Raw genomic sequence first — 22,111 nt, 5'->3', positions numbered from 1 at the left:
AACAAAAAACTAAAATAGTACTTTTTAAAACAAGAGTAATGCTTATTTTATCTCGATACGCTCGCCATAAAATTTGGGTTGGGTATTTAGCAATAAATCTATAAAAACCTTCACTTTTGCCAAATATTCTCGGAGGGTCACTTTTATTCCCTCGGTGCCCGTAACATCGTCTGCTATAAACCCTATAGCCGGCAATCTCTTCTTTTCAGCCAAATAAATGGCTCGTTCTAAATGAAATTTTTGCGAAATTACAGTAACGCGCTCCAAACCGAAAACGTATTTTGCTCTCACCATAGAATCTAGCGTACGGAAGCCGGCATAGTCTAAAAAAATCTTTTCGGCAGGAATGCCTTTCGCCACAAGGTCTTTCTTAAACGTATGGGGTTCGTTATAGTATTGGGTAGCATTATCGCCGCTAACCAATACAAAATCTATTTTTCCGGCTTTAAAGAGGGTAACCGTCGCATTAATACGCTGGGTGTAATAGGCATTGGGCTTCCCATCAACTAATTTTTTAGAAGTTCCTAAGACCAGACCTACCTTGTTTTTGGGGATTTGCACACTATCTGAATAAATTTTGCCGTCAACACTCCATGAAATTATAAAATTACATAGGAGAATAAGAAACCCCAAAAATATCGAAATAGCTACTACAACATATCCAGTTTTTTTTATCATTCCTATGAATTGATTAGGTCGATAAAAATAGTGAAAACCTTTGTGTTTACTACCGTTAAAATTTATGCAGTGAATCCTAAAAATTATACTGCGAGCTCCTTTATGTAAAATTTGCGCACATTATTTAACATGTAATTAACAAGACAAATAAGCTATGGGATAGTGAGTGATTATTACAATATCTTTTATCAAAGATTATCAAATCCTCAAATTAAAACCTTTTTGGTTGGCAATCAAGAATAAAAACGGCTCTAAAATTCATGAATTTTAGAGCCATTATTGCTTCATCTCCCTAGTCCATAATTTATTTAAGATAATTTTGGCAACAGATATAAATGATCATTTGAAATATTTTAACAAGAATACTTCTACTAAGATCCTTTTATCAACAACAACAACTTTCATTTACTATTAACCAATTTAAACTATTTCGTATGAAGATGAAATTAACAAAAAGTATGGTGCTTTTGGGTGCGCTTTTGATAACCGCACTTACGCAAGCACAGACCATTACCGGAAGCGTTTCCGACTCTTCTGGGCCATTGCCAGGTGCTAATGTAATTGTAAAAGGAACTTCAAATGGAACGCAAACAGATTTTGATGGTAATTACGCCCTAGACGGAGTGCCTAACAATGCGACACTTGTTTTTAGCTATATCGGTTTTCAAAAACAAGAAATTGCTGTAAACGGTCGCACTGAAATCAACGTTACTTTAGAGGAAGACGCCAGCCAATTGGATGAAGTAGTCCTCATTGGTTATGGTAGCCAAAAACGTTCTGATTTAACCGGATCTGTGGGGCAGGTTGGCGAAAGCAAATTGAGTGAGCGCCCAGCCGCTTCACTTAACCAAGCCTTATCTGGAAGAATTGCGGGGGTTCAAGTAAACACCAATTCTGGACGACCGGGAGGTAGATCTACCATTAGAATTAGGGGGTTTAGTTCCATAAATTCATCAAACAATCCTTTATATGTTGTTGATGGGGTTCAACTACCTCAAGGTAATCAAGATCAATTTTCAACGGCTATAGATTTCCTAAATCCTAATGATATAGTATCCATTGAGGTGCTAAAAGATGCGTCATCAACCGCAATCTATGGTGCAAGAGGCGCTAATGGTGTTATTTTAGTTACAACCAGAAGAGGAAAGTCCGGTGAAGGTCGCATCACCTACGATGTTGATTATAGCCTTGTTGGCTACGGCCCAAATAAACCTGAGGTACTAAATGCCCGAGAGTATTTAGATATGGAGCAACTTGCTTGGGAAAATGCGCAAAAGTTTGATCCGGCCGGTTGGGCAGCTGGAAATTATGCTGCCTTAGAACCAAGACTCAGAAGATTAGATCCTCAAATGGCCACATTGTTTGACAGCAATGGTAACCCCTTGTACGACACCGACTGGTCCAAAGCCATTCAACAACGAGATTTATCTCAGAATCATCAACTTGGTTTCTCTGGTGGCAACGAAAGAACAACCTACAGTTTATCCCTGGGTTTTAGAGATGACAAAGGTCTTATAAAGACTTCCTTTTTAAGACGATATTCAGGAAGATTTGCCATTGATGATCAAATCAAAAAATGGATGAAAGTTGGGGGTACTCTAAGTTATAATTTTCAAAGAGAAAATTTAGTAGATATTAATGATGCTGTAGCGAGGCAGATGGTAGAAGATTTCCCCTTTTTACCTGTACGTTATGAAAGCGGACCTTTGGCTGGGAGATTTGCCGAAAACCGAGATTATCCTTTCGCAGAAGGAACTAGAAGTTCTGTACATAGACTGGATGGTCGTAAATACAATCTTAATACCCAAACCGTAACGGGTAGTATGTATGCTGATATAAATTTGACCAAAAATCTGGTTTTTAGATCCGTCTTAGGTACCAATATTTCCACTCAGGAAACTAACCAGTTTAGTGATAGTACACTCGACAGTAATGGCAATGCCTTTGCTTCATCCAGAAATTTGAAACAAACATTTTGGTCTACTGAAAATTATTTAACGTATGACAAAACCTTCAATGACAATCATTCTGTAACGGCACTTCTAGGTTTGTCATGGCAAGAATCTGAACTATTTTCGGTTAGTGCACAGTCTCGTAATTTTCCAACTGATTTTTTTGAGTTTAATAATTTAGGAGCCGGATCTCAAGATTTTGGAGTGGCTTCAAATGCAGCAAGAGAGGCTTTAAATTCCTATTTTGGAAGGATAAACTACAATCTCATGGGCAAATATTTATTTACAGTAACAGGCAGAGCAGACGGGTCTTCAAAATTTGGTGATAATAATAAATTTTCCTTTTTTCCATCAGCGGCAGTCGCATGGAGAGTCTCGCAGGAAGATTTTCTGGCAGACAGTAAAGTCATCTCCAATTTAAAACTTAGGTCTAGTGTTGGCGTTACAGGCAACTCAGAAATCCCTCCCTTCTCATCCTTATCTCTTTTGAGTTCTAATTTTGCTACCATCTTCGACGGCAACCGAGTAGGTGGAACTGGATTGAACCGACTTGCAAATCCAGACTTAAAATGGGAAAAGACCACACAATATGATATAGGTTTAGAACTTGGACTGTTTCAGAACAGAATAAATTTTGAAATGGATTTATATTATAGGGAAACTACGGACATGTTATTAGATGCACCCGTTCCCCAATCCAGTGGATTTGCTACTATAAGAAGGAATGCAGGTTCCATGGAAAACAAGGGTATCGAAATGGCGGTAAATACAATTAACATTAGAAATGATAATTTTTCGTGGACATCCACATTTAATATTTCAGCCAATAGAAATAAAGTGTTATCCTTAGCAACGCCTTCTGACATATTTGGAGTAGGTGGCCCTAACTTTACCAACCAAACCAATATAATTCGTATCGGTGAACCGGTCGGGTCTTTCTGGGGTCTTACCAGATTAGGGATATGGGGAACAGATGAGGCAGCGGAAGCCGCTTCATTTGTAAGTTACCGTAACGGACTTACTTTGCTACCTGGAGATGTAAAATACTTGGATAGAAACGGTGACAAAATTATAAATGACGAGGACAGATCTATAATAGGAAACGGAAGCCCAGATGCTTGGGGCGCATTTACCAATTATTTTACCTACAAGAACATTGATTTAACTATAGAATTGCAATACTCTATAGGAAATGACGTGCTAAACATGAACCTTCATGCTAGTGAAGATAGACAGGGACTTGCCAATAGTTACAGAACGGTTTTAAATGCCTGGACACCTGACAATCAAGATACAATGATTGCTCAAATCCGTGAGTCTAGAGCAGGACATGTTACCAATGTAGATTCGCATTGGGTACAAGACGGTTCATTTTTAAGGGGAAGAAATCTTATGTTAGGGTATAATTTTGACACTGATGTGGTTGAAAAATTTGGACTTACCAAACTAAGATTGTACTCTTCTGTGCAAAATTTCTTTTTGCTTGTAGATGACGGGCTTATTGGCGATCCAGAAGTAACGCCAACAAACCAAGGAAATGGAAGCAGTGCTTTTTCTCAGGGACAAATGTGGCACAATTTTCCAAAGACAACCACATTTATGATTGGACTGCAAGTTGGCCTATAATTTATAAAAAATAAAGCAATAGTATTATGAGAAAAAATATAATAAAATCAAAAATCATTTTTTTGTTCTACCCAGTACTACTGATATTAATCGTAGGCTGCTCGGATTTTTTAGAAGAGTTAGATCCTTCTAACTTAGGACCACAAAGTTTTTATACAACTGCCAAACAAGCAGAAGCTGCTGTTGCCGCCGTGTATGCCGATGCACGCTTTGTAGGTAATGGTGCAGGTATATTTTCATCAAATTGGCAATTATTGGAAGGCCCAACGGGTAATGCCACCACACAAACCTCTCAGAATTCGGACCTTAATAACTTGTATTCCTTATCCTATGACGGCAACACTGGTCATGTGAGGAACTGGTGGAGAGGGGTTTACAGAGTAATAGGAAATGCCAATTTAGTGCTTGAAAATGTACCCGGCATTGACATGGATGAAACTGCAAAAAGCAGGCTTCTAGGTGAAGCAAGATTTTTAAGAGCTTGGGCCTATTTCTATGCCGTGAGGTTATGGGGCGATGTGCCGTTAATTACAGCTCCCCAAAGTGCAAGTTCCGAAGATTTTTTTGCAATACGAACTCCTCAAAGTGAAGTTTATGATCTTATAGTAGGCGATTTATTAGTGGCTGAAACTTCTGGTCTACCTTGGACCGATCAAAGTGGCAGAGTTTCTCAATCTGCCGTTAAATCACTGTTATCTAAAGTGTATTTAACCATGGCGGGATTCCCATTAAACGATACAGGACGTTATGCCGACGCGGCTTCTAAAGCTAAAGAGGTCATTGATAATGCCGGTCCTATTGATCTTTTTGACACCTATGGCGAGATACATGACGAGCGATTCAATAATATGGTAGAACATATTTTCAGTCTTCAATATAATGCATTGATCGCTGAAAATCCAATGGGTAATATGTTTCCTAATTTTCAGCCCGTTACCTACAGAGGGCCATCGGGTACTGGTAGTACAATTCCACATATTAGCTTTTTCAATTCCTTCGAAGATGGGGATCTTAGAGCCGTTGATCGCGAGGGTTGGTTTTACACCAATTATTATAGAAATGGTTTCGAAGATCTCTTCTCGTTAGGAGCCCCCTTTATCTTTAAGCATTTTAATGTAATTGCAAACGGCACGTTTGGAGTGCCAGGCACGGCCAGAGACAACCTTAACTTACCTATGATCCGTTTTGCAGAAGTGTTGCTTACTTATGCTGAGGCAAGTAATGAAGTTAGTGGTCCAAGTCAAGAGGGGCTTGACGCCCTCAAAAGAATTCGCGACAGAGCACAACTTAGCACTCCCACTTTAGCCGAATTCACCAAAGACTCATTTCAAGAAACCGTTTGGAGAGAAAGATGGTTTGAACTTTGCTATGAGCAGATCACCTGGTTTGATATGGTGCGTTTAAGAAAGGTTTTTAATGTTGAAAATGGTGGTTTTGACAATTTTGTTGGGCATGTTAATTTAAACTCCAGTCAATCTCTTCAGGAAAAGCACCTACTTTTCCCAATACCCGAACAGGAACTGATAAACAATCCGAATCTTACTCCGCAAAACCCTGGGTATTAATTAATGATAAAATAAATAATAAAGATTTGTTGTGAGTTAGTTTAGTTTGAGTTAGTAAGAAAGCGACATCTATAATTTTAGATGTTGCTTTTTTTTTGGGACATGACCAAATCCCTATTACTATCCTGGTTGATGACTTTCTTGCGGTGTTTTGATGGTTGGAATGTGAGCGTAACCTTTTTTTAATTTAGTAATCACTGCGTAATTAGAAACCGCAATATCGTTGTTTAATTCTTTAATAAAATAAGATGGTAAAATCCCTAACCTTTTTTTAAAGGCATCATTAAATGTATTAAGGTTGTTGTATCCTATGGTAAATGCTATATAGGTTAGCTTACTATTTCTAAACTCTAAATTTTCTATAAGCTTGGGCAACAAATAATTTATTCTAAGGCCATTAATATAATTGTTAAAGTTGGTGTTTTTTTCTTGATTTATCACTTGCGATAGATATTTTGGATTGGTTTTAAGGGTATCCGCCAGTTGATATAGGTTGCAATTTGGCTCCAAAAAAAAGTGCTTGCTTTCGAGTTTTTCCAATTTTGTTAAAATAATTTCTTTAATATCTTCATCGATCGATTTGTTTGGATCTACTATTTTTACTTTTGACACTTTTTTAGAATTAGCTGTGCTAACCTTCAGATCTCCATTCAATTTCCTGTTCTGTGTAATTTGTAAATTAACCAGTTCTACTGTTCTTTGGTATAACAATTTATTCTTCTTTTTCACTTTTAAGTAGGAAAATAGACCAACGCCAAATAGAACCAAAAAAAGAATAAAAAATATTTTTAATGTATTCAGGTTGGCTCTTTGTATGCCATTCTGGTATTCTAATTCCTTTTTTTTGAGAGAAATATCTTTAATATAACGCTTTGCTTCAAGAATAATGGTCCTTTGTAGGCGTTCATTCGTGTAAAGGGAATCATTTATAATTCTATATAAGTCAGCATATTCTTTAGATTTTTCGGGTTGCTTGCTCTGTGCAAATAATTTAGCTACTATTTTACTATTGGTTTTTATTACATCAAAGGCATTTATATTTTCTGCCGCATCAATACTTTTTTCAAAATAGGCTATGGCTTTAGAAGTTTTCCCTTGCTTTAGGTAAAGTTCTGCTTGTATTGTTAAACCTCTTGGTATTCGAAATCTATAATTGTTTGCATAGGCGATGTTTAGTCCAAGACCGATTTGCTTTTGAGCCATTTCGAACTGGCCAATAGATAGATAAATATTAGCCATATTCATATAAACAGAACTCTTAATATAATCGCCAGGCGGTGGCGTTCTTTTCTCTAGCTCAAAAAAAACTTCATAAACACCTAAAGCGCCCATTGGATTACCAAGTTGTGCGGTCATCCTCGCAATTTCATCTAGTTTAGGATAAAAAAATTCAGTTCTTTTAAGTTTTATAATGTAGTGCAGCCCCGTTAAGCAATAGCTTAAAGACTTAGAAAATTTTTCCTTTCTTAAATAATAATGAGACAAGGCAGCGTTGGCCTTCATAAACAAATAATCATTATTTATTGTTTCTGCAAGGTCTAACAGTTGTAAACCAATTTCCAATGCAATATCATATTCACCCTTTTCCGTGTATATGTCAGATTTAAGCGTGGCTACATCGCCGTAAATGCTAGGATATAACACCTTATCCAAAGAAGATTCTAACTCTTGAACCAAACGCATAGCATCATCAAATTTCCCATTCACAAAAAGAATATAGGCCTGATTGTATGTGGCTTGTAATTCACCCTCTGTAAAACGCCATACTTTTGCCAGCTCCAAGGCTTCCTCATTATACCATCTAGCGTCTTCGGTTGATTTATAAATACTTGAAGTGTGTAATTTTAAAAGAATGCGTACCTTTTCTTGTCCTTCAGCTTCCCGTACCTGAGCTTCTAAATATTCGTGGTCTAAAAAATATTTTCGGAACATACTTTTGTCATTTGCCATTCTCCCTATTTGGTGCACATAAAGATCAATTGAGTCCTTTTGTGTTTTTTGGGCAATTGAAAAGAGGCAAAAGAATAAAAATAATAGGATAAATACGCTTCTAGTTGAGTTTTCCATCAGCCTGAGATTAAAGCTTATTATAAGAAGATTCGTTGGTTAAACGCAAAAGTACAATCGAGCAATTACACGTGCAAAAGTTTAAAAGTAGCTTTTTAAACTATCCCTTTTAACTATGATACCGGTAAAATTTTGTTACAAAATTGAATAATTTGCCGGAAACACTTCTATTGTTCAGGTTTAAAGCAACTGTATAAAATCACATATACCTAAAAGATATAAAAGTTTGAACAGTTTTAAAAAAACTCAAAATAGCTCTCAATAGTTCTTTTACCTATGCCGTTCTAGGTGTAATGAGGTGTCTAAAGGCCAATTAGCCCTTTTCATCTTCTAAAAAAGCAATATTCCGTTTTAAACCTGAAAATTTTGTGCGCTTTACGGCCGATTTCTGAAATACCTTTCTAAATACATCTTCGGTAATTTCGTTCCAGTCTTTTTTGGTCATGGAAAGAAGGTCTGGATGCGGATTAAACAGGGGTTCCGTATGGGGTGTAGCGAAACGATTCCATGGACACACATCTTGGCACACATCACATCCAAAGACCCAATCATCAAAAGTAACTTTAAATTGGTTCGGTATTTCATTTTTTAGTTCAATGGTGAAATAGGAGATGCATTTGCTACCATCTACCACATACGCCTTGGTAATGGCTTGTGTAGGACACGCATCTATACAGGCAGTGCAGGTGCCACAGTGGTCGGTTACCGGATTATCGTACTCTAATTCTAAATCTATTATTAATTCGGCAATAAAGTAAAACGATCCTACTTTTTGGGTTAAGAGGTTGCTGTGCTTTCCTATCCATCCCAAACCACTTTTGGCCGCCCAAGCCTTATCAAGGACCGGTGCAGAATCTACAAAAGCCCTACCATTGACCTCGCCAATATGTTCCGTGATAAATTCGTGAAGTTGTTTTAGTTTTGATTTTATAACGTGGTGGTAATCCTGTCCGTACGCGTATTTCGACAATTTATAACTGTTATCTTTCTGGGTTTCGGAAGGAAAATAATTGAGCAAAAGAGAAATCACTGTTTTTGCACCATCTACCAATAATCGGGGATCGAGCCGCTTATCAAAATAATTTTCCATATACACCATTTCCCCGTGCATATTGTTTTTTAGCCATTTTTCCAATCGCGGAGCTTCTTCCTCTAAAAAAGCTGCCTTGGCCATGCCACAAGACAAAAAACCAAGACGCGTGGCTTCTTCCTTAATCATCTGGCTATATGTTGTTTTGTTATCCAATGTGTCGTTCCTTAAATTGTATGGGGACATTTTTGGGTTTTAATGAAATTAACGGATTTATCTCCATAGACTGAATGGGCGATGATAGCTCGAATTTTTTAATGATTTCTGCAATGGTAAAAATCATTTCATACATCGCAAAATTATTGCCCACGCACATGCGAGGCCCGGCTCCAAAGGGGTAATAATAATCTCCTATCTCTTTTTTGTCCGCCATGGCAAATCGATCGGGGTTAAAGACCGAAGGGCGATCCCAAAAATTTTCGTATCGGTGCAATTCGTATATAGATAGCAAGACCAAAGTGCCCTTTGGGATATGGATATCTTTATACTGATCATCTTCCGTAGCGATGCGATCTATAACATACACAGGCGGATATAAGCGCATGGCCTCTTCCAGGCATTGTCTGCAGTAGGGTAGCCTACCCAGTACCTCCATTAGATTCGAAGTTTCAAATTCAACTTGAGTTACCTCTTTAAAGGCTTTTTTTTGAATTTCCGGATGTGTTGCCAATAAAAACAAAGTGAAACTTAGTGCATTGGCTGTAGTTTCGTGGCCGGCCGTAAATAAAATAAGCACTTCATCTATCAATTGCGAATTCGACATAGACGAGCCGTCTTCGTAGGTGGCTCGGAGCAACATATCTAGTACATCATCCTTTTCTTGTACAGACAGGCGGCGCGCTTCTATACGCTCTAAAAGGATGTTTCTAGCCTCTTCAGCATAACCCAAGTGTGTTGAAATATCCCCTTTTAGGCGATACCACCATTTTAAATAGGGTTGTCGCATTTCCTTAATGAGCATTTGTTGATTGTCTTCGGTAATTTTTTTGAGCCTTGCCATACGACTTCGGCTATCCGAGGTACTAAATAAGGATGTTGCCACTACCTGAAATGCCAGATCGCCCATTAAAGAAAAGGCATCCTGAACCGTATCGGGTTCAATGCGTTTTAGTTCTAACCGAATGGTTTCTAGCATAATACCCAGAAGGTTGCTTAGTTTTTTCTTATGAAACGCGGGTTGTACCATACGCCTATGCGTACGCCAGTGCTCACCATTGGAAGTAAGAATGCCATGACCAATATACTTGGCTAAATCTACCGTTTGTAAAGGCGATTTCCAGTATATTTTGTGCTGCTTTTGAAGTACGTGTTTAATGAGTTCCGGATTTCGAGTAAATAATACGGATTCCTTAGTACCAAGTTTCACTCTAAAATGATCGCCGAATTTGGTAAAGTTCTGATGATGAAACGGCAACGGATTTTTAAGAATGCGTTGCGCATTTTTAAAAACCTGAAAAGTAGAAATACGAGGTAAATTTTTCATTTGTTTTTATCGCTACAGCTCCTTGGTCTTTATGAATTGTTATTCCCTATCAAAACAACACTCTAGAACAATCCTCCCTGAATATTTCCCTTCGTTTTTCCCAAATGCTTATATGCCAATTCGGTTACCTCCCTACCTCTGGGGGTGCGCATTATAAATCCTTGCTGTATTAAAAAAGGCTCGTACACTTCCTCTATGGTTTCTGCACTTTCCGAAACCGCAGTTGCAATGGTAGAGATGCCCACAGGACCTCCTTTAAATTTGTCGATCAACGTACTCAGAATTTTATTATCCATTTCGTCGAGACCGTATGTGTCTACATGCAATGCCTTAAGACTAAATCTGGAGATTTCGATATCGATCTTTCCGTTCCCTTTTATTTGGGCAAAGTCGCGCACCCTTCGTAAAAGGGCATTGCAAATACGCGGTGTTCCTCTGCTTCGTCCGGCTATTTCTATAGCTGCTTCTTGGGTTATTGGCATTTTTAAAATGGCTGCGCTGCGCGTTACGATAGTCGCTAATAATTCGGTAGAATAATATTGCAATCGACTCTGTATTCCAAAGCGAGCTCTCATGGGCGCTGTTAATAAGCCGGAGCGCGTGGTGGCGCCAATTAAAGTAAAAGGATTAAGGTTGATTTGTACCGACCGTGCATTGGGACCGGTTTCTATCATAATATCAATCTTGTAATCTTCCATGGCAGAATACAAATATTCTTCCACAATAGGGCTCAGCCGATGAATTTCGTCTATAAACAACACATCTCTTTCCTGAAGGTTGGTCAACAATCCGGCCAAATCGCCGGGTTTATCCAGAACAGGACCCGAGGTTATTTTAATGCCCACCCCCAATTCATTGGCCAAAATATGAGCCAAGGTAGTTTTTCCGAGACCTGGAGGGCCATGAAAAAGAGTGTGATCCAAAGCTTCACCGCGAAGATTGGCTGCCTCTACAAACACTTTAAGGTTCTCCAAAATTTGCGCCTGACCCGTAAAATCATCAAAAGTAATTGGGCGCAATACCCTTTCAATATCTAGTTCTTCTTGCGAAAAATGATCGGATGATGGGTCTAAATATTCGTTCATAGGATAACAAAGATACGCTAAAATGGCTAAGTTTAATACCATCCATAATGGCAAACAACCCTGTTAAGAATAATTTAAAAGCTTGTGCCAAGGAAGAAAACTTCTTTGCGACAAATGTTGTAAATTAAGACCATGAACAAAACCAATTATTCCGCCGGAATTCTCCAATATATTCCTTTTTTCTATGTTATTTGGGCCGACGATCTTCTGTCGGCTTCTGAAATTAATGTAATTCAAAAGGCAATTCTTAACGATAGTTCTTTAGACAACCAAGACCGAGAAACGCTTCTTTCATGGCTTGATAAGGCAGTTCCGCCCTCGGACACATTACAAAAAGAGTGGCGTTTTCTTATTAACAAGGCCCAGGTGCGACTTGTGGAAGGAGATACGTATCCGCTAGCCTCTTTTAGCCAAAAGATGGTGTGTTATTACAAGACGGAGTGTCCATTTAACCAGCAATTAAAGGATATAGAACTAAATTTAGGCATACAACCCAATCACTACCATCATCTTTTTGATGTAGAAATAGACCATGAAATTATATCCAATTACTATAAGGCCTCAGAAATAGATCATATTCTTAAAGGAGATTATAGCGCTATCATTGATGCCTTTCGAAAGGTTCTTGCCGATCCCATTTTCCATTGGGAAATTGAAAGAGATAAAACCGCTTTTAGAAACAAGGTTTTAGAACAAGTCCGGTTTTTAGCCAATGCCGGCTATGGTGCCATGGCCTACCCACCAGCCTACGGCGGTACAAATGATATGCCAGGATATGCGCTGATCTTTGAGCACCTTATGTTTGTTGATGGAAGTTTGGCGGTAAAATTTGGGGTTCAGTTTGGACTTTTTGGTGGTAGCATTCAAAAGCTGGGCACCAAAGAACATCAGGATCGTTATTTAAAAGCAACAGGGGAAGCAATGCTTTTAGGGTGCTTTGCTATGACAGAAACCGGACATGGATCTAATGTGCGCGGCATTAAAACCACCGCAACCTACGACAAAGAAACAGACCGCATCATTGTACATACACCGGGCAAAAACGACAATAAAGAATACATTGGTAATGCGCTGCACGCCACTATGGCTTCCGTTTTTGCCCAATTAATTGTAAACGGGGAAAATGAAGGAGTCCATGCTATTTTAGTGCCTGTTAGAGCTAAAAACCACCAATTAAATCCGGGTGTTCGCATTGAAGATAATGGCTATAAGTTAGGATTGAATGGTGTGGACAACGGAAAAATATGGTTTCACCAGGTTGCTGTGCCGCGAGAAAATCTGCTCAATAAATATGGTACTATTACCGAAGATGGCGCTTATCATTCGTCCATAAAAAACCCTAACAAACGCTTCTTTACCATGTTGGGCACCTTGGTTGGCGGAAGAATATGCGTGGCGAGAGCCGGCTTAGGTGGTGCAAAATTGGCCTTGACCATTGCCGTACATTATGCGCTGAAGCGCCGACAGTTTAACGACAGTATAAAAATTCAGGAAGATTTACTGATGGACTATCCTACCCATCAATTTCGTTTAACTCCAGCAGTTGCTTCGGCTTATGTGTACGATATAACGCTAAAGCATTTTATGGCGGTCTACAGTGACGATACACAAGAGGACAAACGTATGATAGAGGCACAGGTAGCAGGTTTAAAAGCCGTGATAACCTGGTTTGCAAACGACACCATACAAGAATGCCGCGAAGCCTGTGGCGGCAAAGGCTACCTCATAGAAAATAGAATTGCCGATTTAAAAGGAGATGTAGATATATTTACCACTTTTGAAGGAGATAATACGGTCTTATTGCAATTGGCGGCCAAAGGAGTGTTGTCCAATTTTAAATCGGAATTTAATAGTGCCGGTTTCGCTGCCGTATTAAAATTGTTGAGCACCCAACTAAGTGACCGATGGACAACCATAAATCCGACCTATCCTAATAAAGTAGATAAAGATCATTTGTATAATCCAAAATTTCATCAGCACGCCTTTAATTACAGAACTAGACGCCTTACTTACAGTGCGGCGCAACGAATTAGATCTTACATCAAAAAAGGCATTCCGGCCTATCAAGCTTTCTTAAAAATACAAACGCATTTATTGGCTCTTGGCAAAGCTTATAGTTGCGAATTGGCCTACACTACCTTTGTAGATTTTACCGCAAATATACCCGACGAAAAAAACAGATTATTGTTTGAAAAATTAGGGACGCTACACGCCTTGCATGAAATTCGAAATGATGCTTCGTGGTATTTGGAACAGGGCTACATCTCGGGCACAAAATCTAAAGCCATTCGGCAACGCGTAGAACGACTATGTACGGAACTACGACCACATATCGCTGTTTTAGTGGATGGTTTTGGAATTCCGGATCATTGTATCACAGCACCCATCACTAAATAAGACTTATTTTTTTTTGATTAATTGTGAGGTGTCTAAAAATTCCCGAATTTCAATTTTAGGGTCTCCATACAAAAATGTGCGTGCCGAACCTTTAGACGAAAGCATCAAACTATCTGTTGCCCATACGCTAAGGGTAGCACTGTCATTTAAAGATGCTGAAACCGCGGATGACTGAAGCGTTGTGGCCTTAAATTCTGAGTTTTCGTACAATAGTGCTTCCAATTGGTTTGTAGTACCTTCTGCGTCTACTTTCGCATTGCGATGCAGCCTAACAACTTGGTTATCTGTGTTGCCATAGTAAGACGCCCTAACCCGATCTTTGGCTTCAAAATTCAGAGAATCACATGCTACATTAAAATTGCCTGAACTAGAATCGGCCATACGAATGTTTATAATAGATCCTTTAGCTTGTAATTCTATTTTAGAGAATCCAAAGGTATGTACCTCTAATTGCTCATAAGCCTTAAGTTGGGTCTTGGTTTCCAGACGCCCATCATGCAGGCGTATAGCATCTAGCGCTTCATAGTGAATCGTTATTTCTAATTTCTTTTTGGACTTTATCTTATAATAAGAACTAATAACAAGAACACCATCTTCTACACTAAACTTTAGGATATCTACCAGATTTTCATCGGCAATGAGGCTATATCCATGCGCAGCGGATTCCGCTATATAAATGTCCAAATTGCTTTGGAGTTCAATAGTGTGAAAAGGTGGCAAATTTTCATTAATCGTTACTACATTTCTATTTCCCTTAATGGTAGGAGTTCGTTGCCCGATAACCGGAATACAGGCAATCAAAAAAAATAACACTACGATGCCCCTTAGTAACATTTGTTTCTATTTAACGATGCGATATAATTTCTATGGATAAAGTTATTGCAAAAAATTGCAACACCCAATGCATATACGGAATAAAAAAATCCTGTCCCATAACAGTGCTGTTATAAGACAGGATTTTTTGTACTACTATTACGATATGTTAATGTTCAAACTCCTCTTCACCATCAAATAAGGGTACGGTCTGTGGTACAAAATCCTGATCGGGTATAATATACTCGCCATTATCGTCGGTTTTACTGTAATCGTAAGCCCACCGATATACGTGAGGTATTTCCCCGGGCCAGTTGCCATGCATATGCTCTACCGGAGCAGTCCATTCTAAGGTAGTTGATTTCCAAGGATTTAGCTCGGCCTTTTTGCCGTAGAAAATACTAGCAATAAAATTGTAAACAAAAACCAATTGTGCCAATGCGGCAATGATCGCAAAACTAGTCATGAGCACCTGAATATTGGTGAATTCATCGAACATAGGAAAGGCTGTATTTTCATAATACCGACGGGGTACCCCTGCCATTCCAATAAAATGCATGGGGAAAAAGACACCATACGAACAAACGGCAGTGATCCAAAAATGAACGTATCCCAAATTTTTGTTCATCATTTTACCAAACATTTTGGGAAACCAATGATAGACCCCGGCAAAAAGACCGTATAATGCTGATATTCCCATCACTAAATGGAAGTGAGCCACTACAAAATAGGTATCGTGCACATTAATATCCAGTGTGCTGTCTCCCAAAATAATACCCGTAAGACCTCCGGTTATAAATGTAGACACCATGGCTATAGAAAACAGCATACCCACATTAAATTGCAAATTGCCTTTCCATAAAGTGGTGATCCAGTTAAATGCCTTAACCGCCGACGGTATTGCAATTAAAAGGGTCGTAAAGGTGAATACCGAACCTAAAAACGGATTCATTCCCGAAATAAACATATGGTGCCCCCATACAATGGTAGAAAGAAAGGCGATCGCTAAAATTGACGCAATCATTGCCCTATAGCCAAAAATCGGCTTTCTTGAATTGGTCGCCATAACCTCGGAAACAATCCCCATTGCGGGCAAAATAACAATATATACCTCTGGATGTCCTAAAAACCAAAATAAATGCTCGAACAACACCGGAGAACCCCCTTGGTAATGCAACACTTCCCCTTGGATAAAGATGTCCGAAAGAAAAAATGAAGTACCAAAACTACGGTCCATGATAAGCAATAGTGCGGCAGACAGTAAAACCGGAAAGGATATGACTCCAATTATTGCCGTAACAAAAAATGCCCAAATGGTTAAGGGTAGCCTTGTCATAGACATCCCCTTGGTTCTGAGATTAATTACGGTAACTATATAATTTAAAGATCCCAAAAGTGAAGAAGCAATAAAAATAGCCATTGACACCAACCAAAGTGTCATTCCCATTCCTGAACCTCCTTGCGCCATTGGAAGTGCGCTTAAGGGAGGATAAATGGTCCAACCGGCCGCAGCTGGCCCAGCCTCTACGAAAAGAGAGAGTAACATTATAACAGAAGAAGTAAAAAACAACCAATAGGAAATCATATTTAGAAATCCAGATGCCATGTCCCTTGCGCCTATCTGTAATGGAATTAGTAAGTTACTAAAGGTACCGCTAAGTCCTGCGGTAAGGACAAAGAACACCATAATGGTACCATGAATGGTTACTAATGCCAAATACACATCCGCATCCATAACCCCTCCAGGCGCCCATTTTCCAAGCAACGCTTCAAAAATAGGGAAGGATTCTCCGGGCCATGCCAATTGCATCCGAAACAAAATGGACATGGCAATACCTATAGCGCCCATAATTAAGCCCGTAATAAGATACTGCTTAGAAATCATTTTATGATCCTGGCTAAAAATATATTTTGTCACAAAGGTCTCCTTATGATGATGACCGTGATCGTGTGCATGATGTTCTTCGTGATGATTCGTTACTGAAGACATAATCCCAAAAGTTTTAATATTATTAATTTTCTCTTAATAGCCTTTTACTCTGCTGCTACCGAAGCTAACGTTTCGCTAAACGTTTGCTGCGTTGCAATCCATTTATTGTATTCTTCCTCTGTCTCCACAATAATCTTCATCTGCATGTTGTAATGGGAGGTACCACAGATTTTGTTACACAACAAAATATAGTCGAACTCCCAAGGATCCGAATTATCTTCCCCGTTCAAAGCCCTTTCGGCTCTGATGGTATTGGTTCGTTTTACTTTATCAATAACATCCGGATTTTGTCTCATTTCCGCAGTAGTTATCGTAGGCGTAAATGAAAACTGGGTTATCATTCCGGGGACACAATTCATTTGCGCTCTAAAGTGAGGCATGTAGGCCGAATGAAGTACGTCTTGCGACCTCATTTTAAAATTTACTTTTCTACCTACAGGAAGATGCAATTCCTTTACAATAATATCATCTGCCGCATTGGGATCTGATTCATCGATTCCTAATACGTTGGCCCGATCAATATCAATCATCCGCACATTGGCTTCACCTAATACGTTGTCGTCACCGCCATATCTGGCTGTCCAATTAAACTGCTGCGCGTACAATTCTACAATTAAAGGGTCGTCTTCATCATTGATATCCATAATGGTGGTCCAGGTGTACAGACCCCACAGGATTAATCCAGCCAAAACAATAACTGGTATAATAGTCCAAATAAATTCTAAGGTATTATTATCGGCAAAAAACAATGCTTTTCGTCCTTTTTTTCCACTGTATTTATAGGCATAAAAGTGAAGTAAAGCCTGAGTGATTGTCTGTACAATGAAAATAATGATGAAGGACACTAACATCAGATAGTCGAACTCCCCTCCATGTGCCGAAGCCGCCTCAGGTAATAAGAACTTTCCGTACTTCCAAAAGCTGAAAATTGTAATTCCGTATATAAAAATTAAAAATGCGAACATCAGATAGCCATTATACCGGTTATCTGTATCATTTGCTATTTGGGAATTATCTGCTTTAATTTGCGACAATTCAAATATTTTGGTCATCTGCCAAATTGCAATTGCCACTAATACTAAAACAGCTATGGTTAAAAGTGCAGTCATTGTATCTTATTATGTTATGCTTTAAACTAAATTCTAGTAATGAAAATGCTTACTTTCTTCTATATATGGATTTCTCTTAGGTTCTAAAGGAGCACTGGCTAGTGCTCTAAACACCCAAAAGATGAACAATCCGGCGAAAAACAAAATGGAACCGATTTCAGGTATTCCAATAAACCATTGATCGCCAACAGTAGCCGGCATAATCATATTAAAAATATCTAAATAATGCCCTGCTAGAATAACAATACCAGCCATGATCACAAACCAATTCATTCGTTTAAAATCGCTATTCATTAAAATAAGGAATGGAAACACAAAGTTCATTACCAACATGCCAAAGAAAGGTAATTTATAATCGGCAATGCGCGTTACAAAATAGGTAACCTCTTCCGGGATGTTTGAGTACCAAATTAACATAAACTGCGAAAACCACAAATACGTCCAAAAGATACTAATACCAAACATGAATTTGGCCAAATCGTGAATATGACTATTATTTACCTGTTCCAAATACCCTCGTGATTTCAGATAAATGGTAACGATCGCAATTACGGTAATACCGGACACAAACATACTGGCAAATACGTACCACCCAAACAAGGTGCTAAACCAATGCGGATCCACGCTCATAATCCAATCCCATGACATTATTGATTCTGTCACCAAATAAAAAACTAAAAACCCAGCCGAAATACGAAAATTCTTTTTAAAATTACTGTCGTCCGTAGCGTTGTCTTGCGCCAACGAAAATTTTCGAGAAAATTCACGATACAAAATCCATCCGCCTAGAAAAAAAGCGGCACGAACCAGAAAAAATACCGGATTTAAATATCCTGCCTTTCCTTGAAGTAACTTGTCATGAGCCACTACCTCGCTATCCATCCAAACAAAGAGATGATTCATATGGAGTACAGAACAAACCAAGATCACAAAAACGATAATACCGCCCGGCACCAAATACGCTGTTATACCTTCCATTACCCTAAAAAGTAGCGGGGACCAACCTGCTTGAGAGGCTCTTTGTACGGCATAAAAAGCTAAGGTTCCCAACGCAATCATCATAAAGAAAAATGCAGCCACGTACAATGCGGACCAGGGTCTGTTTTGAAGTTGGTGCAACAAATGTTCATCATGCGAGGCATCGTGCGCTTCGGCATGAGTAGCATCAGCTTGACCATGATCATCACCATGACTGGCAACCATCTCCTTGGCCTGTTCTACGGTGCTTGGTGCCGTAACAAAGCCAATGCCTATTCCCAGAATACCTAGGATCATCAATACGAATGAAGCTGTTTTTAGTCTATTTGAAAAGGTGTACATATTTCTAAGTCTATGTATTATTTTGTTAAGTCTTCTTTTAATTTCATTACGTATTCTGCAACTTGCCAACGTTCCTCAATATTTAATTGACCCGCATAAGAACCCATGGCATTTAGACCATGATATATGGTGTGATATGTGCTTCCTACCGTAATATCTCTAGCCGCATCGGCGTAGGTGGGAATCCCCAATAATTTTTCTCGTTGCACCAAATACCCCTTCCCGTCTCCTTTATCGCCATGACAAATAGCACAATACACCGTATAGAGTTGTTTGCCCTTGTTAAGATTATCTGCAACAGCTATAGAATCTAAAGGGCTCTCTTGCCATCGAGCTGCTTCTTTCCCCTCCAATGAATTATCGTATTCATAAGGTAACCAGCCTCGTGCTATGGTACCCTCCACCGGTAAGCCAGCCTCCATGCCATTGGGCAAAAATCCAATTTCACCATAGGTTTCATAACCTACGGGTTCATACATATTTGGCATAAACTGGTAATTTCTACTATTCTTATGGGAACAAGAAGCCGAAACCAAAACCAAAACCAAAACCAAAACTATTACAATGTTTCTTTTACTTTTCATTCGTTCATTCTCTATTTTATTATATCGATCGGATGTTTACCGCTTCAAAAATCTTTGTGTTACCTTAATTAGATCTCTTTTTTGTCTGTAATGTTAATTTCTACAGCTCCAGTATCGGCTAACAATTCTCGCAACTCATGTTCATTGTCATGCACTTCAATTTCCATAACAAAATGATCATCGGTAGATCTTACATCGGGATTTTCTGCCTTTTTAAAAGGCCATAGTCTACTGCGCATATAAAACGTAATTACCATTAAGTGCGCTGCAAAAAATACCGTTAACTCAAACATTATGGGCACAAAGGCGGGCATATTTTCAATATAACTAAAACTGGGTTTACCCCCAATATCTTGAGGCCAATCTTCGATCATAATATAATTCATCATCACTATAGCCACAGTAAGCCCTACACAACCATACATAAAGGATGTAATGGCCAACCTAGTGGGAGCAAGCCCCATAGCCTTGTCTAAGCCGTGTACTGGGAAAGGACAAAATACCTCTTCGATGTGGTGCTTGGCTGCCTTAACTTTTTTCACCGCGTGCATCAGCACTTCATCATCGTTATAATAAGCATGTACAACTTTGGAAGCCATATCTATTTTTTAGTGTTTAGTTTTTTAGCCTGTCCGGCCCAATCATCACGTTGTGCTCGTCCTGGAAATGAACCGGTAATTGAATCTAACAAATCATATTCCTTTTGAGTCATTCTCGCCACTTGTGCAAAACTGTAAATTCCAATTTCATTCAGCGTTTTCTCCATTAAAGGTCCTATACCTTTAACTTTTTTTAGATCGTCCGGAGTGTTCACGGAAGCATCAAAAACACCAATAGATTCTAAAAGTGAAGCTACCTGTGCTTGACTCTCCTTTTTGGAAACAGTTTGTTCTTTTGCGGAAGTTGGCGCCGTTGACGACAACTTAACCACAGTGTAGGTTGGTTTACCTTCGGCTCTTAATTTTTTGTACCGCTCCCCAGACGACTTTAAAATCGATTTTACCTCGGCTTGTGCAATAACAGGAAAAGTACGTGCATATAATAGAAAGAGCACAAAAAAGAAGCCCAATGTACCAATAAAAATTCCAATGTCCACGAAAGTCGGAGAAAACATGGTCCAGGAAGAGGGTAAATAATCCCTGTGCAACGAAGTAACGATGATCACAAAACGTTCAAACCACATTCCAATATTCACTACAATAGAAATAAAGAAAGAGAACATAATACTGGTTCTAAGTTTTTTGAACCACATAAATTGCGGCGAAAACACATTGCAGGTCATCATCGCCCAATACGCCCACCAATATGGCCCTGTAGCTCTATTTAAAAAAGCATATTGTTCGTACTCTACACCAGAATACCACGCCATAAAGAGCTCTGTAATATATGCGCATCCCACGATAGAACCGGTAATCATAATGATGATATTCATCAATTCGATGTGCTGAACGGTGATGTAAGCCTCTAAGTTGGATACCTTCCGCATAATAATCAACAAGGTATTTACCATAGCAAATCCCGAAAACACGGCTCCTGCCACAAAGTAAGGTGGAAATATAGTGGTGTGCCATCCCGGGATTACCGAGGTAGCAAAGTCAAACGATACTATGGTGTGTACGGAAAGCACCAAAGGGGTTGCTAAACCGGCCAAAACCAAAGACACTTCCTCAAATCGCTGCCAATCTTTGGCACGACCGCTCCATCCAAAACTTAGTAAACTATATATTTTCTTTTGAAATGGTTTTACCGCTCTATCTCGTATCATGGCAAAATCAGGCAAGAGACCTGTCCACCAAAATACCAAGGAAACAGAAAGATACGTTGATATCGCAAAAACGTCCCAAAGAAGTGGGGAATTAAAATTGACCCACAAGGATCCAAATTGGTTTGGAATAGGCAGTACCCAATAGGCGACCCAAACCCTACCCATGTGTATTACCGGAAAAAGACCGGCTTGAATCACTGAGAATATGGTCATGGCCTCCGCAGATCGGTTAATTGCCATTCTCCATTTTTGTCGAAATAGCAAGAGCACTGCTGAAATAAGTGTTCCAGCATGACCGATACCTACCCACCATACAAAGTTGGTAATATCCCAAGCCCAACCAACGGTCTTGTTTAATCCCCAAACCCCTATCCCGGTAGAAATAGTATAAATGATACAACCAACTCCCCAAAGGAAGGCTATCAAAGCAATGGAAAACACAATCCACCATTGTTTGTTGGCTTTCCCTTCAACTGGAGCGGCAATATCCACAGATACATCGTGGTAGCCTTTATCTCCAATTACCAAGGGCTTTCGTATAGGTGCTTCGTAATGCGACGCCATAATTTATGTTAAAGTTACTTTTA

At 39.1% G+C, this 22,111-nt stretch carries 15 protein-coding genes; 3 read left to right on the top strand and 12 right to left on the bottom strand.

What is annotated here, in order from left to right:
* Positions 1-42 precede the first annotated feature (42 nt).
* Complete coding sequence (locus tag U1E44_RS00710; RefSeq protein ID WP_322928954.1) at positions 43-678, bottom strand: SanA/YdcF family protein; 636 nt, start codon at positions 676-678, stop codon at positions 43-45.
* A gap of 434 nt (positions 679-1,112) precedes the next feature.
* On the opposite strand from U1E44_RS00710, the gene U1E44_RS00705 reads away from it, so the two are divergent.
* Positions 1,113-4,256, top strand: a complete 3,144-nt coding sequence (locus U1E44_RS00705; RefSeq protein ID WP_322928953.1) for a SusC/RagA family TonB-linked outer membrane protein — start codon at positions 1,113-1,115, stop codon at positions 4,254-4,256.
* Between the two features lie 26 nt (positions 4,257-4,282).
* Positions 4,283-5,821, top strand: a complete 1,539-nt coding sequence (locus tag U1E44_RS00700) for a RagB/SusD family nutrient uptake outer membrane protein (RefSeq protein WP_322928952.1) — start codon at positions 4,283-4,285, stop codon at positions 5,819-5,821.
* Between the two features lie 120 nt (positions 5,822-5,941).
* Here the strand turns inward: U1E44_RS00700 and U1E44_RS00695 are convergent, their stop codons facing one another.
* The 4 genes from U1E44_RS00695 to ruvB form a co-directional block, all read right to left on the bottom strand.
* The gene (locus U1E44_RS00695) at positions 5,942-7,528 is read right to left on the bottom strand and encodes a helix-turn-helix domain-containing protein (RefSeq protein WP_322928951.1); all 1,587 of its coding nucleotides are present in this window, start codon (positions 7,526-7,528) and stop codon (positions 5,942-5,944) included.
* Positions 7,529-8,201: 673 nt separating this feature from the next.
* On the bottom strand, positions 8,202-9,107 hold the full coding sequence (queG, locus tag U1E44_RS00690; RefSeq protein WP_322928950.1) for a tRNA epoxyqueuosine(34) reductase QueG: 906 nt from the start codon (positions 9,105-9,107) through the stop codon (positions 8,202-8,204).
* Positions 9,108-9,126: 19 nt separating this feature from the next.
* Positions 9,127-10,461, bottom strand: coding sequence for a cytochrome P450 (locus tag U1E44_RS00685; protein ID WP_322928949.1), 1,335 nt, complete (start codon positions 10,459-10,461; stop codon positions 9,127-9,129).
* Between the two features lie 62 nt (positions 10,462-10,523).
* Positions 10,524-11,546, bottom strand: a complete 1,023-nt coding sequence (gene ruvB, locus U1E44_RS00680) for a Holliday junction branch migration DNA helicase RuvB (protein ID WP_322928948.1) — start codon at positions 11,544-11,546, stop codon at positions 10,524-10,526.
* A gap of 132 nt (positions 11,547-11,678) precedes the next feature.
* Here ruvB and U1E44_RS00675 point away from each other — a divergent pair, with 132 nt between their 5' ends.
* The gene (locus U1E44_RS00675) at positions 11,679-13,943 is read left to right on the top strand and encodes an acyl-CoA dehydrogenase family protein (protein WP_322928946.1); all 2,265 of its coding nucleotides are present in this window, start codon (positions 11,679-11,681) and stop codon (positions 13,941-13,943) included.
* A 3-nt stretch (positions 13,944-13,946) separates the two neighbouring features.
* Here U1E44_RS00675 and U1E44_RS00670 read toward each other — a convergent pair whose 3' ends face one another.
* The 7 genes from U1E44_RS00670 to nrfD all read right to left on the bottom strand — a co-directional run bounded on the left by U1E44_RS00670 (position 13,947) and on the right by nrfD (position 22,088).
* Complete coding sequence (locus tag U1E44_RS00670; RefSeq protein WP_322928945.1) at positions 13,947-14,777, bottom strand: GIN domain-containing protein; 831 nt, start codon at positions 14,775-14,777, stop codon at positions 13,947-13,949.
* Between the two features lie 148 nt (positions 14,778-14,925).
* Positions 14,926-16,746 carry a cytochrome c oxidase subunit I gene (locus U1E44_RS00665; protein WP_322928944.1) on the bottom strand — a complete coding sequence of 607 codons (1,821 nt, stop codon included), beginning with the start codon at positions 16,744-16,746 and terminating at the stop codon, positions 14,926-14,928.
* Positions 16,747-16,790: 44 nt separating this feature from the next.
* A complete protein-coding gene (locus tag U1E44_RS00660) occupies positions 16,791-17,855 on the bottom strand; it encodes a cytochrome c oxidase subunit II (protein WP_322928943.1) in 1,065 nt (354 codons plus the stop codon).
* A gap of 33 nt (positions 17,856-17,888) precedes the next feature.
* Positions 17,889-19,175: a quinol:cytochrome C oxidoreductase gene (locus tag U1E44_RS00655; RefSeq protein WP_323673823.1), complete on the bottom strand. Its 1,287-nt coding sequence runs from the start codon at positions 19,173-19,175 to the stop codon at positions 17,889-17,891.
* A 17-nt stretch (positions 19,176-19,192) separates the two neighbouring features.
* Positions 19,193-19,759, bottom strand: a complete 567-nt coding sequence (locus U1E44_RS00650) for a c-type cytochrome (RefSeq protein WP_322928941.1) — start codon at positions 19,757-19,759, stop codon at positions 19,193-19,195.
* Between the two features lie 68 nt (positions 19,760-19,827).
* Entirely contained in the window at positions 19,828-20,358 is a 531-nt protein-coding gene (locus tag U1E44_RS00645) for a DUF3341 domain-containing protein (RefSeq protein ID WP_322928940.1), read from the bottom strand.
* 2 nt (positions 20,359-20,360) lie between these two features.
* Positions 20,361-22,088 (bottom strand): NrfD/PsrC family molybdoenzyme membrane anchor subunit, encoded by a 1,728-nt coding sequence (nrfD, locus tag U1E44_RS00640; RefSeq protein ID WP_322928939.1) that lies wholly within the window; start codon positions 22,086-22,088, stop codon positions 20,361-20,363.
* Positions 22,089-22,111 lie beyond the last annotated feature (23 nt).

This window comes from Aurantibrevibacter litoralis, assembly GCF_034651555.1.
GTDB lineage: Bacteria > Bacteroidota > Bacteroidia > Flavobacteriales > Flavobacteriaceae > Aurantibrevibacter > Aurantibrevibacter litoralis.
The sequence above is the reverse complement of the archived record's forward strand: the minus strand, read 5'-3'. Positions and strand labels throughout refer to the sequence as shown.

What these genes read in the sequence shown, in the direction of transcription:
- U1E44_RS00710 (WP_322928954.1), bottom strand. Translation starts at nt 678, where the DNA reads ATGATAAAAAAAACTGGATATGTTGTAGTAGCTATTTCGATATTTTTG.
- U1E44_RS00705 (WP_322928953.1), top strand. Translation starts at nt 1,113, where the DNA reads ATGAAGATGAAATTAACAAAAAGTATGGTGCTTTTGGGTGCGCTTTTG.
- U1E44_RS00700 (WP_322928952.1), top strand. Translation starts at nt 4,283, where the DNA reads ATGAGAAAAAATATAATAAAATCAAAAATCATTTTTTTGTTCTACCCA.
- queG (WP_322928950.1), bottom strand. Translation starts at nt 9,107, where the DNA reads ATGATTAAGGAAGAAGCCACGCGTCTTGGTTTTTTGTCTTGTGGCATG.
- U1E44_RS00685 (WP_322928949.1), bottom strand. Translation starts at nt 10,461, where the DNA reads ATGAAAAATTTACCTCGTATTTCTACTTTTCAGGTTTTTAAAAATGCG.
- ruvB (WP_322928948.1), bottom strand. Translation starts at nt 11,546, where the DNA reads ATGAACGAATATTTAGACCCATCATCCGATCATTTTTCGCAAGAAGAA.
- U1E44_RS00675 (WP_322928946.1), top strand. Translation starts at nt 11,679, where the DNA reads ATGAACAAAACCAATTATTCCGCCGGAATTCTCCAATATATTCCTTTT.
- U1E44_RS00670 (WP_322928945.1), bottom strand. Translation starts at nt 14,777, where the DNA reads ATGTTACTAAGGGGCATCGTAGTGTTATTTTTTTTGATTGCCTGTATT.
- U1E44_RS00665 (WP_322928944.1), bottom strand. Translation starts at nt 16,746, where the DNA reads ATGTCTTCAGTAACGAATCATCACGAAGAACATCATGCACACGATCAC.
- U1E44_RS00660 (WP_322928943.1), bottom strand. Translation starts at nt 17,855, where the DNA reads ATGACTGCACTTTTAACCATAGCTGTTTTAGTATTAGTGGCAATTGCA.
- U1E44_RS00655 (WP_323673823.1), bottom strand. Translation starts at nt 19,175, where the DNA reads ATGTACACCTTTTCAAATAGACTAAAAACAGCTTCATTCGTATTGATG.
- U1E44_RS00650 (WP_322928941.1), bottom strand. Translation starts at nt 19,759, where the DNA reads ATGAAAAGTAAAAGAAACATTGTAATAGTTTTGGTTTTGGTTTTGGTT.
- U1E44_RS00645 (WP_322928940.1), bottom strand. Translation starts at nt 20,358, where the DNA reads ATGGCTTCCAAAGTTGTACATGCTTATTATAACGATGATGAAGTGCTG.
- nrfD (WP_322928939.1), bottom strand. Translation starts at nt 22,088, where the DNA reads ATGGCGTCGCATTACGAAGCACCTATACGAAAGCCCTTGGTAATTGGA.